Raw genomic sequence first — 11849 nt, 5'->3', positions numbered from 1 at the left:
CCAACAGACCACATTCGGCGCTCGGAAATCTGACGCCGAGAGAATTTGCTGAGAAAACAAACATGGACAAACTGGCCGCGTAAGGACATCAACCAAACCCCAAGGACTCTCAGACAGATGGAGGAAACTTGGGGCTCAGGTCAGCTTTTGTGTCAGTTGAGCAGTAGTTTGCAGGCCTCCTCGCTATCGGCAACGTCAGCTTTCTGCGATTTAGGGCCTGTGGTGCCTGGTGCAGCATTTGGGATGGTTAAGATTTTTTGATTCGGGCCGGGGCGTGACGGTTGTGCTTGGTGCTCGGGCGGCCCGGGTTGGGAAATCTCCCAAGGTGGAAGCCGCGTGGGTCTTGATGAGACTATGAGTAAAGTGCGCGGGCAATTGTCGCAACGGCGTTCTCGGCGGACCGTTTGGCGCTTTTTACGGCGCTGGACAGGAGAGGTTCACGGCCCTGCTGCCCTGACCTGCTGGCGGAGCTTGGTTGAATTGTGTTCTGCAACCGCGCTGACAACCAATCGGCGCAACAGGCTTGGGCCGGTGCTGCGTCGTACAGCCAGCATGGGTTGATGATCTTTGGCGGTCGTTCGGTCATGCGGCCTGTTCCCGTGGTGGCGCGCGTGACATCGGTTTCTGTCCGCGACGGAAGATCTCGATGATGCGCATGAGTCCGCCGCAACAGGGGCATGGTTCGCGCGGAGTGGGCGGGGAGGCCTCTGGCGCAGTGTCTTGGACATCTGCCTGATCTGGCAGCTGGACACAGAGCAATGAACGGATTTTGGCGATGTTGGTCTTGCGGACACCGCTGGCCAGCAGGCCGTAGTGGCGGATGCGGTGGAACCCGTCGGCAAGATATGGATCAGGAACCGGCGGATGAACTCGGGCGTGGCAAGACGCATGACCTTCTGGCGGTCGCTGTTCTTGACGCGATAGTCCTTCCAGCGGAAGGCGACGGTGTCGGCATCGGCGCTGACCAGGCGGTGGTTCGAGATGGCGACGCGGTGGGTGTAGCGGCTCAAGTAGGCCAACACGGCCTCGGGCCCACCGAAGGGTGGCTTTGCATAGACCACCCAGTCGGATTTGCGCAACGGCGCAAGCCATTCGGTGAAGGCATGGGTATCGGCCAGTCCCGCATGGTTGCTGAAGAACCTCAGATCCCCGACACGGTGCAGGGCCATCAGGCCTTCGACAAACAACCGCCGGAACAAGCGCGACAGCACGCGCACATGCAGGAAGAACCCGGGTTTGCAGGCGACCCACTTCGTGCTGTCTGCTGACAGTCCCCCGCCGGAGACGATCATGTGGCTGACCGTGTCCTTGATCGTCTTTGTGGCGACGTGGGTGTACTGCGCCGTTGTCGTCAGCTTGGCGTGGCCCAGCAGCACCTGAATGACGCGCACGTCAGTGTTCGCTTCCAGCAGATGCGTCGCGAAACTGTGGCGCAGCGTGTGCAAGGTCGCTGGCTTGCTGATCCCGGCCATGTGCTTGGCCGACGTGAAGACCCGGTTCAACTGGCGTGATGAGATTGGGTTGATCTTGGGTTTGCCGGGAAAGAGCCACCCTTCGGGCCGCGCTTCCTTCCAGTACTCCCGCAGCAGGCCAAGCAGCCCGGGTGACAGCATCACCTTGCGGTCCTTCCCGCCCTTGCCCTGATCGACGTGGATCAGCATTCGGTTGCTGTCGATGTCGCTAATCTTGAGGTTGCATACCTCCGAGGCACGCAGGCCCGCACCATAGGAGATGCTGAGGGCGGCCCGATACTTCAGCCCGGGCCCCGGTGTCGCCATCAACAGGTCCGACACCTCTTGCACGCTGAACACCACTGGCAGCTTCTTGGGCTGGGTCTTGAACTGCATGAAGCGCTTCATGTCCTCGCGCCCGCAGGTGATGCCGAAAGAGAACCGCAGCGCCACGATCCGCGTGTTGAACGTGGATGGCGTCACACCGCTGTCCATCATGTGAAGCTGATAGGCGCGCAGTTCTTCCGGTGTGGAAGTGTCCGGAGAATGGCCAAGGAAGGCCGCAAAATCCTTGATCGCCCGGATGTGTGACTTCTGAGCCTTGTCGCCCATCCCTCGAATGCGCATGTCTTCCATCATCCGCGCACGCAGCGGGCTCATCTTCTCCTCTGTCATTGGAACCTCCTGTTATCAGATTGAGAAACCTCAATCGTCAGACAGGTTTGGCAGCTCTCAAAACATGGCCAGATCCAGTATCACTCGAAACACTCACCACAAGCGCCATCGCCGCGCGAGCGCCTTAGTCCATGGGCTCTGAGCGGACCCGATGCGCTTAGCTATCGCGCCCCGGATCAGACCTCACGCCAAAACCCCGATCCTATTGATCGTCCGCCCCCAGAACCGCGTCATCAGCAGCACCGCGGCGCAGGCGAGGCCGAGGACGAGCCCGCTCCAGACGCCGACGCCGCCCCAGCCCATCTGAAATCCCAGAATGTAGGAGGCCGGGATGCCGACCAGCCAGTAGCTGAGCGCCGCGATCACCATCGGGCCGGTGGTGTCCTGCACCCCGCGCAGCACGCCCAGCGCGATCACCTGTGCGCCATCCACGGTCTGGAACAGCGCCGCCACGGCCAGCAACCCGGTGCCGATCAGCAGAATCTGCCCGCGATGCGGGTCGTCGGATTCCATAAACAGCGAAATCAACTGCTCTGGAAAGACCAGGAAAACCATCACCGCCACTGCGGAAGTCGCGAGCGACATGATCGTGACGACCATGGCCCCACGCGCCAGATGGGCGCGGTCCTTGCGGCCATAGGCATTGCCCGCCCGGATCGTCGCAGCGTTACTTAGCCCCAGATGCACCATGAAGGTGGCCGAGGCCAGTTGCAGCGCGATGCCATGCGCGGCCAGCGGTATCGCTCCCAGCCAGCCCATCATCACGGCGGAAGAGGCAAACATCGTCACCTCGCTCAGCATGGTCAGGCCGATGGGCACACCCAGCCGGAAGACCCGCGCGAACATCTCCCAGTCCGGGCGCCAGAAACGGCGGAACAGTTCATGTTCGGGCAGGACCCGCACCGCATAGATCACCACTGCCAGTAGCGACACCATCTGGGTGACGACCGAGGCTATGGCGGCACCGGTCACGCCCAGCTCGGGCGCCCCCCAATTGCCGAAGATCAGCGCATAGTTTGTCACGGCATTTGTGACGGCAGCGACAATGGTGATCCAGAACACAACCTGCGTGCGTTCGAGCGCCGCCAGATATGATTTCAAGACCATCACCAGCAATGCAGGCAGCAAGCCCCAGCCCGCAACCCGCAGATAGGTTGCGGCGGTCTCGGCCACCGCGGGCTCTTGCCCCATCAGCAGAAGGATCGGATAGGACCACCACAAGAGCGGCAAGGCGAGGACAAAGTACAACAGCGACAGCCACAGCCCCATACGCGTGACCCGGCGGATGCTGGTTTCATCCTCCTCGGCGGCGGCGGTGGCGACCATAGGCATCACGGCCATGGCAAAACCCGCGCCCAGCAGGAACAGCACGAAGAAATAGCTGCCGCCCAGCGTCACGGCGGCCAGCGCCTGCACTCCGTACCAGCCCAGCATGACGGTATCGGTCAGGCCGATGGCGAATTGCGCCAGATGCCCGCCGATCAGCGGCAGCCCAAGCAGGGCAATCGCGCGGACATGGCCGCCATATGTCATTGTGGGACTCATCCGACAGCCATATGGCGGGCCTTTGCCACTTGCAAGAGACAGGATGACGCCCGCACAGTCGGATCAGCATTTGACCGCAGAGACCCGAGGCCCCGATGTCAGACCCGTTCAGCACGCTCATTCCCGACGCCCGCCGGTTTCTGTCGGAACTGGCCGACAACAACACCCGCGAGTGGTTTCTGGACCGCAGGCCAAGCTACGAGGAAAAGCTTAAAGCGCCTGCGACGGCCCTGCTCGATATCATCGCTGCCGATCTTGGGCCGGGGACCGAGACCAAGCTGTTCCGTCCGCATCGCGACGTGCGCTTTTCCAAGGACAAGACGCCCTATCACACCCATCTGCATATGCTCTGGTCCCTGCCCACGGACAGCAAGCCGCGCCCGGCGCTCTTCTTTGGGATCGGGCTGGATTATGTCAGTGTCGGGGTCGGTGTCATGGGGTTCGACAAGACGGCCCTGCCAGTCTGGCGGGCCGCTGTGGATGGCGATCTCGGCGCGGATCTGCAGGCCGAACTGGACCGTCTCTCATCCTCTGGCATGCGGGTCGGTGAGCCGGAACTCAAGCGCGTGCCCGCCCCATACGACAAGGATCACAGTCACGGCGCGCTGCTGCGTCGAAAATCCCTGAGCGTATGGTACGATCTGGAAGAGGCAGAATTTGCCTCTCCGCTCGCCGCCATCCGAACCACTCACCAAAAGCTCGGGCCTTTGCTGGGCAGCTTCGAGGCGATCTTCTGAACCTCAGCCTCCCTTGCGCGCGTCGGGATGCAGCGCTGTGCCCAAGATATGTTCGGACTGGTGGATCACATGGTTGGCGTGCCCCACGATCAACGGGTCCAGCGCATCAACCAGGTCGTGATCCTTGCCCGGATATTCAAGCGTCGACAGGAAATGGCGCATGCAGTTCAACCGCGCCCGTTTCTTGTCGTTTGACTTGATGATGGTCCAAGGGGCATCGGCGGTGTCGGTGTAAAAGAACATCGCCTCTTTCGCCTCGGTGTAATCGTCCCACTTGCCCAGGCTCGCCTTGTCGATGGGCGACAATTTCCACTGTTTCAACGGGTCTGTCTCACGGCTTTTGAAGCGGTTCTTCTGCTCTGGGCGGGTCACCGAGAACCAGTATTTGTAGAACCGTATTCCCGAGCGGACCAGCATCCGCTCCAGATCTGGGGCCTGACGCATGAATTCGAGATAATCGTTGGGTCCACAGAACCCCATCACCCGCTCGACCCCGGCGCGGTTATACCAGGAGCGGTCGAAAAACACCATTTCGCCCGAGGTCGGCAACTCGCGCACATAGCGCTGGAAATACCATTGGCCGCGCTCTTCTTCGGTGGGCTTGTTCAGGGCGACGACGCGGGCCGCGCGCGGGTTCAGGTGCTCCATGAACCGCTTGATCGTACCGCCTTTCCCAGCCGCATCGCGACCTTCGAAGATCAGCGCGAATTTCTGACCGGTTTCTTGCGCCCAGTGCTGCACCTTCAGCAACTCCGCCTGCAACTTGGCCTTTTCAGCCTCATACTGGCGCCGGGGCAGTTTGCTGCTGTAGGGGTATTTGCCGCTTTCGAAGGCTTCCCTCACCTCCTCGGGGCTCGGCGCCTTGGATGCTTTCTTGGGCTTTTTGATCGTGTTGCCTTTTGTGACCGCGGCTATACCGGCTGCGGCCCCGTTTTTAATTGGCGACGGTGTGTCCGTCCGGGTTGCTTGCGTCACGTAAATACCTCCTGTCACGTTCCGGCGACAGGATAACGAAATGCCGGTTTGGCCACCTTGATCCGTGTCAAAAAACTGTCACATGACCGGCGATGACCCGACAAAACGCGCTGACAAGGTCCAAGGCGGGTTTCCTTTCGGGCCTGATGCCTGTTTGACTGAGCGCAAAAGCGGAGCACGTGATGGACAGTCGGACGGTCACCCTCAACGGTCAGGAGTTCTTTCTGCGGCAATGGGGTGACCCGACCCTGCCGCCGCTGCTGATGCTGCACGGGTTTCCCGAATATGGCGGCGCATGGTCCGACCTGGCCCCGTACCTGACGGATCGTTTTTTCTGCATTGCCCCCGATCAGCGCGGATATGGCCAAAGCTGGGCGCCTTCCAGCATCGAGCATTACACGGGCTCGGCGCTGGTGTCGGACATGGCGACGCTGATCGAACAGATCGGCGCTCCGGTTGTCGTGCTGGGTCACGATTGGGGCGCATCGGTGGCCTATGGGCTGGCCATGTTCCGGCCCGAGCTTGTATCGCGGCTGATCATCGCAAACGGCGTGCATCCCGCTCCGTTCCAGCGGGCGCTCGCCGCTGGCGGCGCGCAATGCACCGCATCGCAATATATCGAGGTGCTGCGCCAGCCCGAGGCAACGGTCGCATTTTCCGACGACAATTTCGCGAAGCTTGTGAGGTTCTTTCAGCACGGCATGGATCACGCCTGGATGACCGAGGACCGGCTTGCCGCTTACCGCACCGAATGGGCCCGGCCGGGTCGGCTGGACGCGATGCTCAACTGGTACCGCGCCTCGCCCCTGAAACTCGCCCAGCCCGGCCAGCCCTTGGCTAACCCGCCTGCCTTGCCGCTCGACCGCTTGCACGTGCGCTGCCCGCATCTGCTGATCTGGGGCTGCGATGACACAGCCTTGTTACCCGAGGCGACCGAGGGTCTGGAAGAATTCGCAGGCGATCTGACCCGGATCGATGTTCCGGGCGCCGATCACTGGCTGCTTCACCAAAACCCAAGAGCCGTGGCAGATGCCATCCGCGGCTGGCTCTGATCCAAGGACCCTTCCCATGATCAAACTGCACCACCTGAACCAGTCGCGGTCGCAACGTGTGCTCTGGCTGCTCGAAGAGCTGGAGCTGCCTTACGAGGTGATCCGCTACCAGCGCGATAAGGCCACCCATCTCGCCCCGCCAGAACTGCGCGCGATCCATCCGCTGGGAAAATCGCCGGTGGTCGAGATCGAAGGTCAGAAAATCACCGAATCCGGAGCAATTGTCGAAATCATCTGTGCCCGATCTGGCCCGCATATGATTCCAGAACCGGGGACCGAAGCGCATATCAGGCATCTGGAACTGATGCATTTCGCCGAAGGCTCCATGATGACGCCGCTTCTGCTGAACCTCTATGTGGGCCTTCTGGGCGAGGCGGGCGCACCGCTGCTTCCCCGGATCGAACGCGAGTTGACCAACCATTTCAGCTATCTGGAAAGCCTGCTGCGCCCCTCGGGCCATTTCGTGCTGGATGACTTGTCTGCCGCCGACATCATGCTGAGCTTTCCGGCTGGCGTGCTGGCGCGGCTTGGGAGGGAACGGGAATTCCCCAATGTCGCCTCGTTCTCCAAGGCCATGCGGGCGCGCCCGGCCTATCAGCGAGCGCTGGTCGCAGGTGGTGAGGGCTGAGCAGAAGCGCCCATTCTATCTGTGCCCCCAATCGTCGGGATCATCGGAGTTTCCCGGCGACAGGCCCAAATCGTCACCAACAATCGAACAGCCCAGACCCAGAACCGTCCGGTTAGCATAGGAAAAATAGGCGGTGACCTGGTTGATCTCCAGTATTTGCCCATCGTCAAACCCCGCCTCGCGCAGCGCGGTGACATCCGCCTCGACCATGTCCGCCGGGCTGAGCGTCAGTTTCTGCGCATAGGTCATCGCGGCGATCTGCGCGGGGTCCAGCGGGGCCTCATCGGGTGCGCGCGCCTCGATGGCGGCGCGGATTGCATCACCTCGGGCCGCATCCCCGAGCAGGCGTTGCAATCCCTGAAAGTGATGCTCCACACAATAGGCGCAGCCATTGAGCGCGCTGACCCAGACCCCCAACACTTCCAGAAACCATTTCGGCACGCTGTTGCCCGAGTGGTGCAACACATTCTTGTAGAGCGCCATATGCCCTTCGATCGAATGCGGGCGCAGGGAATGGGCCATCATGATGTTGTCGACATTGTTGCCCGGCCCGGTCACCCGCTCATAAAGCCGCCTGAGCTTGCCGGTGGCCTCGTCAAAGGGGATGGTTCTTATCCAGCTCATATGTGTTGCTCCGTTGGAAGACGTCATACATCTACAGGGTTGTTCTGTTCACGCACAGCCTCGGGCTCGTATGCAAAACCCTTAATGAGGCCTGCGGCTTGAAAACAATTTGTTAGAAAAACTTAACGCAGCCCCAAGTTCGCTTTTCAACCGCAATCTCCACTTCGTGGTCATGTCGGATCGCGGCGGACACCAAAGGCAATGCCTTGCATTACCGGCGGCAGTTCGCACGCGGCAACCGTTTCAAGATCAATAAGTTAGGAGGCTGACGTTATGTCAAATTTGGAGAACAAGGCCCTGATCACCGGAAACCTGGATGATTTTCTTACCAAGGTCTGGACGGACCGGGACTATGCCGAAACCTTGATGAATAACCCAAGAGCCGCCGTTGAGCAGATCGGCGGTTATGTCCCCGGCGATATCGAGCTCAAAGTGGTTCGCGACACCGATCAGGTCACCCATGTGCATATCCCAGCCGCGCCCGCCGAAGGCGAGATCAGCGAATTCGATCTGATGAGCGCGCAGGGAGGCTCAACGCTGGTTTGCCTGGCAGCAACAGCCGGAGCGATGGTGAGCGTTTTCTCGGCACAAATCTACCAAGAGACCACAAAGGCCTAGCACCACCGGCAGCGCTTTGCCGGAGATCGACAGAGCGCCGCTGACAGAGGCCGGACAAAGCGGTCTCTGCCCGCCACCCGGCCTGAGTGTTCAATGTTCAGGGAGAGAGAGATGGACCAAAGACATATGACTGCAAATAGCGACTTCATTCGCAAAGTGTGGAGCGATGAGGCATTCGCCCGGGACCTGCTGGCAGATCCCAAAACCGTGCTGGCGCCCTACGGTATTGTCACGGCTGACGATGTAGAGATCAAAGTTGTTTGCGACTCAGATAAACTGAAACACATCTGCATTCCGGCAGCCCCGTCAGAGGGTGAGATTGGCGAAGAGGATCTCTTCAGGGCGCAGGGCGGGAGCACCGCTGTCTGTGCGTCCTTTGTGGCCAGCCTTGTGGCGACTGCCGTCGGCACGATCACAATTGTTGAAACTCTGTGAGTAACAGTCTGATCTGTAGGCATCCGTAAGCACGCTCACGCGTAACATGGCGAAAGGCCGGTCTTTTTGATGCGCCAGCCACGAATGACCGGGTCCGCCTAACGGGATCGGACTCGGCACCCGGCTGAACATGCCGGAACAGGCGGAGCATTCCGCGCTTATCCACAACACCTCGCGTCCCCCTTTCCCCGAACCACATCACCTGCCATAATATGTCAAACTCAAAAACAAGAGCAGGTGACATGCCCGAAGATCTTTTGACGCCAAGCGCCTCCGCCACCTATGACGCCTCCTCAATCGAGGTGCTCGAAGGGCTGGAACCCGTGCGCAAGCGACCGGGCATGTATATTGGCGGCACCGATGAGCGCGCGCTGCACCATATGGTGGCCGAAATCCTCGACAACTCGATGGATGAGGCCGTCGCGGGTCATGCCAACCGGATCGAGGTGGAACTGCACGCCGACTATGCGCTCACGGTGCGCGATAACGGGCGTGGCATCCCGATCGACCCGCATCCGAAATTCCCTGACAAATCAGCGCTTGAGGTGATCCTGTGCACCTTGCATGCGGGCGGCAAGTTCTCGGGCAAGGCGTACCAGACCTCGGGCGGTCTGCATGGGGTTGGCGCGTCAGTGGTCAATGCGCTCAGCGATTCCATGGTCGTGCAGGTGGCGCGCGACAAGCAGCTCTTTGAACAGCGCTTCTCGCGCGGCACGCCGCTGGGCCCGGTGGAAAAGGTCGGCGCGGCGCCCAACCGGCGCGGCACCACCGTGACCTTCCACGCAGACCCCGACATCTTCGGCCATCACAAATTCAAACCCGCCCGCCTGTTCAAATCCATCCGCTCCAAGGCCTACCTGTTCTCGGGCGTCGAGATTCGCTGGAAATCGGCCATCGACGATGGCGAGACGCCGACCGAGGCCAGCTTCCACTTCCCCGGCGGGCTCAGCGACTATCTCAAGGAATCGATGAACGGCTCGTCCACCTATGCCGAGCAGCCCTTTGCCGGCACCGTGGATTTTCAGGAAAAGTTCAACACCCCCGGCAAGGTCGAATGGGCGATCAACTGGACGCCCTCGCGCGACGGGTTCATCCAGTCTTACTGTAACACCGTCCCCACACCCGAGGGCGGCACTCACGTGGCGGGCTTCTGGGCCGCGATCCTCAAGGGGATCAAGGCCTATGGTGAGTTGACCAACAACAAGAAGGCGGGCCAGATCACCCGCGACGACCTGATCACCGGCGGCTGTGCGCTGGTCTCGTGCTTCATTCGCGAACCGGAATTCGTCGGCCAGACCAAGGATCGCCTTGCCACGGTCGAGGCGCAGCGGCTGGTCGAAAACGCCGTCCGTGACCATTTCGACAACTGGCTCGCCGCCGATACGAAATCCGCGGGCGCGATCCTCGACTTTCTGGTGCTCAGAGCCGAGGAACGCCTGCGCCGCAGGGCCGAGAAGGAAACACAACGCAAATCCGCCACAAAGAAACTCCGCCTTCCCGGGAAACTGGTGGACTGCTCTAGTTCAACACGCGACGGCACCGAATTATTCATTGTCGAGGGCGATTCAGCGGGCGGTTCCGCCAAGATGGCGCGCAACCGCAAGAATCAGGCGCTGCTACCTCTGCGTGGTAAAATCCTGAACGTGCTGGGCGCGGCCAGTTCGAAACTGGGCAGTAATGCCGAGATCAGCGACCTGACGCAAGCGCTGGGTGTGGGTCTGGGAACCAAGTTCAGCATCGACGATCTGCGTTATGACAAGATCATCATCATGACCGATGCTGATGTGGACGGCGCGCATATCGCCGCGCTGTTGATGACCTTCTTCTTCACTCAGATGCGCCCGATGATTGATGCGGGCCACCTCTACCTCGCCTGCCCGCCGCTCTACCGCCTGACGCAAGGCGCGAAACGGGTCTATTGCCTGGATGAGGCCGAGCGGGACGCATGGCTGGAGAAAGGTCTGGGCGGCAAGGGTAAGATCGACGTCTCGCGCTTCAAGGGTCTGGGTGAGATGGACGCCAAGGACCTCAAGGAAACCACGATGGACCCGGACAGTCGCAAACTGATCCGGGTCACCATCGACGAAGACGAACCCGGAGAGACCGGAGACCTCGTCGAACGCCTGATGGGCAAAAAACCCGAACTGCGCTTCCAGTACATCCAGGAGAACGCGCGGTTTGTGGAGGAGTTGGATGTTTGAGGACCAGTGAGAACAGCAATAGAAATCTCAGCCGGATTGGCCTTAAGGCAACTTGGATCTACCTATTTCTATTATTCAGCGGCATTCCTATCGCAGTTTGGTTTGGCGCAACTAGATTGGAACCAATGTCACTAAATGAGATTGGTGATTTCTTTGCTGGAGCATTTGGCCCGCTAGCCATATTTTGGTTAGTGCTCGGCTTTTTTCAACAGGGAAAAGAGCTTCAAAACAGCGTTGATGCACTGAAGTTACAAGCAAAAGAACTCAAAAACTCAGTTCAGCAGCAGAAAGCGATGGTAGGAATAACTGAGAAACAGCTTGAGTTAGATATTGATGTAAGGAAGGAACAAACTAACGTTTCCATCTCAAATAGCTTACCTTTCTTTCAAATCCACGCGACGGGAAGTCGAAGTAGCGGCGGCGCAATGCGCTACTCTTTCACAGTAAAGAATGTGGGTGCCGCGTCGCTCGAGGTCAAACTATCACTTGAAGAAAATGATGATGTTACACTTGGAACTCAGCATCTTGCCTACATCGATAAACTTCAGGAGCACGAAATTGCGATATTGAATAAGGAAGGGAAAAGGCTCGAACCTAATTCTGAGTACAGTCTCTCCCTAACTTCGAAAAACATTCGGGGACAAACCAGAACGCAGATTTTCTTAATACGAAATGGGTTGCCTATTTTGACCTCAACTGTGCCCGAAAACCTCTGATTTACAACCGAGTTCGCCGTAGGGTGGGTTTCCAACCCACCGTCCCTACATTCAATCCATTGTGACGGTGAGGTGACCCCCCACCTACCCCATCAACGCACCTCACGCACCCAGCCCGCGGGTAGGTGCGGAACGCGACCGCCCTGGGGGCGGGTCGGGCGCGTGCGAAATTCCTTGAATTTCGCACTGATT

At 59.7% G+C, this 11849-nt stretch carries 10 protein-coding genes and 2 pseudogenes; 7 read left to right on the top strand and 5 right to left on the bottom strand.

The genetic code is table 11. The features are described 5' to 3' along the window. Window positions 1-582 precede the first annotated feature (582 nt). From AB1E34_RS15895 to AB1E34_RS15885, 3 genes and pseudogenes are all read right to left on the bottom strand, one after another. Window positions 583-1295 (bottom strand): annotated as a pseudogene (locus AB1E34_RS15895) (IS91 family transposase); the annotation flags it as partial. Then, window positions 1296-2126 (bottom strand): annotated as a pseudogene (locus AB1E34_RS15890) (tyrosine-type recombinase/integrase); the annotation flags it as partial. Window positions 2127-2309: 183 nt separating this feature from the next. Beyond that, window positions 2310-3671, bottom strand: coding sequence for an MATE family efflux transporter (locus AB1E34_RS15885; protein WP_372573318.1), 1362 nt, complete (start codon window positions 3669-3671; stop codon window positions 2310-2312). A gap of 95 nt (window positions 3672-3766) precedes the next feature. Here AB1E34_RS15885 and AB1E34_RS15880 point away from each other — a divergent pair, with 95 nt between their 5' ends. Beyond that, window positions 3767-4408: a TIGR02453 family protein gene (locus tag AB1E34_RS15880; RefSeq protein WP_372573317.1), complete on the top strand. Its 642-nt coding sequence runs from the start codon at window positions 3767-3769 to the stop codon at window positions 4406-4408. A gap of 3 nt (window positions 4409-4411) precedes the next feature. On the opposite strand, the gene ppk2 is transcribed toward AB1E34_RS15880, so the two are convergent. Beyond that, window positions 4412-5323: a polyphosphate kinase 2 gene (gene ppk2, locus AB1E34_RS15875; protein WP_372573324.1), complete on the bottom strand. Its 912-nt coding sequence runs from the start codon at window positions 5321-5323 to the stop codon at window positions 4412-4414. A 242-nt stretch (window positions 5324-5565) separates the two neighbouring features. Between ppk2 and AB1E34_RS15870 the strand changes: the two genes are divergently transcribed. Next, the gene (locus AB1E34_RS15870; RefSeq protein ID WP_372573316.1) at window positions 5566-6435 is read left to right on the top strand and encodes an alpha/beta fold hydrolase; all 870 of its coding nucleotides are present in this window, start codon (window positions 5566-5568) and stop codon (window positions 6433-6435) included. A 16-nt stretch (window positions 6436-6451) separates the two neighbouring features. Continuing rightward, on the top strand, window positions 6452-7063 hold the full coding sequence (locus tag AB1E34_RS15865) for a glutathione S-transferase family protein (protein ID WP_372573315.1): 612 nt from the start codon (window positions 6452-6454) through the stop codon (window positions 7061-7063). Window positions 7064-7078: 15 nt separating this feature from the next. On the opposite strand, the gene AB1E34_RS15860 is transcribed toward AB1E34_RS15865, so the two are convergent. Next, window positions 7079-7687, bottom strand: coding sequence for a peroxidase-related enzyme (locus tag AB1E34_RS15860; RefSeq protein WP_372573314.1), 609 nt, complete (start codon window positions 7685-7687; stop codon window positions 7079-7081). A gap of 273 nt (window positions 7688-7960) precedes the next feature. Here AB1E34_RS15860 and AB1E34_RS15855 point away from each other — a divergent pair, with 273 nt between their 5' ends. The 4 genes from AB1E34_RS15855 to AB1E34_RS15840 all read left to right on the top strand — a co-directional run bounded on the left by AB1E34_RS15855 (window position 7961) and on the right by AB1E34_RS15840 (window position 11657). Beyond that, window positions 7961-8305, top strand: a complete 345-nt coding sequence (locus AB1E34_RS15855) for a hypothetical protein (protein ID WP_372573313.1) — start codon at window positions 7961-7963, stop codon at window positions 8303-8305. 111 nt (window positions 8306-8416) lie between these two features. Continuing rightward, window positions 8417-8740, top strand: coding sequence for a hypothetical protein (locus AB1E34_RS15850; protein WP_372573312.1), 324 nt, complete (start codon window positions 8417-8419; stop codon window positions 8738-8740). A 242-nt stretch (window positions 8741-8982) separates the two neighbouring features. Then, window positions 8983-10941 carry a DNA topoisomerase IV subunit B gene (gene parE / locus AB1E34_RS15845; protein ID WP_372573311.1) on the top strand — a complete coding sequence of 653 codons (1959 nt, stop codon included), beginning with the start codon at window positions 8983-8985 and terminating at the stop codon, window positions 10939-10941. Then, entirely contained in the window at window positions 10938-11657 is a 720-nt protein-coding gene (locus AB1E34_RS15840; protein WP_372573310.1) for a hypothetical protein, read from the top strand. The genes parE and AB1E34_RS15840 overlap by 4 nt, the downstream gene beginning before the upstream one ends. The last annotated feature ends 192 nt before the right edge of the window (window positions 11658-11849 follow it).

It is taken from the genome of Ruegeria jejuensis (assembly GCF_041537905.1).
Classification (GTDB): Bacteria; Pseudomonadota; Alphaproteobacteria; order Rhodobacterales; family Rhodobacteraceae; genus Ruegeria_C.
The sequence above is the reverse complement of the archived record's forward strand: the minus strand, read 5'-3'. Positions and strand labels throughout refer to the sequence as shown.

Coding starts and splice junctions, on each gene's coding strand:
- AB1E34_RS15885 (WP_372573318.1), bottom strand. CDS start 3,671: ATGAGTCCCACAATGACATATGGCGGCCATGTCCGCGCGATTGCCCTG.
- AB1E34_RS15880 (WP_372573317.1), top strand. CDS start 3,767: ATGTCAGACCCGTTCAGCACGCTCATTCCCGACGCCCGCCGGTTTCTG.
- AB1E34_RS15870 (WP_372573316.1), top strand. CDS start 5,566: ATGGACAGTCGGACGGTCACCCTCAACGGTCAGGAGTTCTTTCTGCGG.
- AB1E34_RS15865 (WP_372573315.1), top strand. CDS start 6,452: ATGATCAAACTGCACCACCTGAACCAGTCGCGGTCGCAACGTGTGCTC.
- AB1E34_RS15860 (WP_372573314.1), bottom strand. CDS start 7,687: ATGAGCTGGATAAGAACCATCCCCTTTGACGAGGCCACCGGCAAGCTC.
- AB1E34_RS15855 (WP_372573313.1), top strand. CDS start 7,961: ATGTCAAATTTGGAGAACAAGGCCCTGATCACCGGAAACCTGGATGAT.
- AB1E34_RS15850 (WP_372573312.1), top strand. CDS start 8,417: ATGGACCAAAGACATATGACTGCAAATAGCGACTTCATTCGCAAAGTG.
- parE (WP_372573311.1), top strand. CDS start 8,983: ATGCCCGAAGATCTTTTGACGCCAAGCGCCTCCGCCACCTATGACGCC.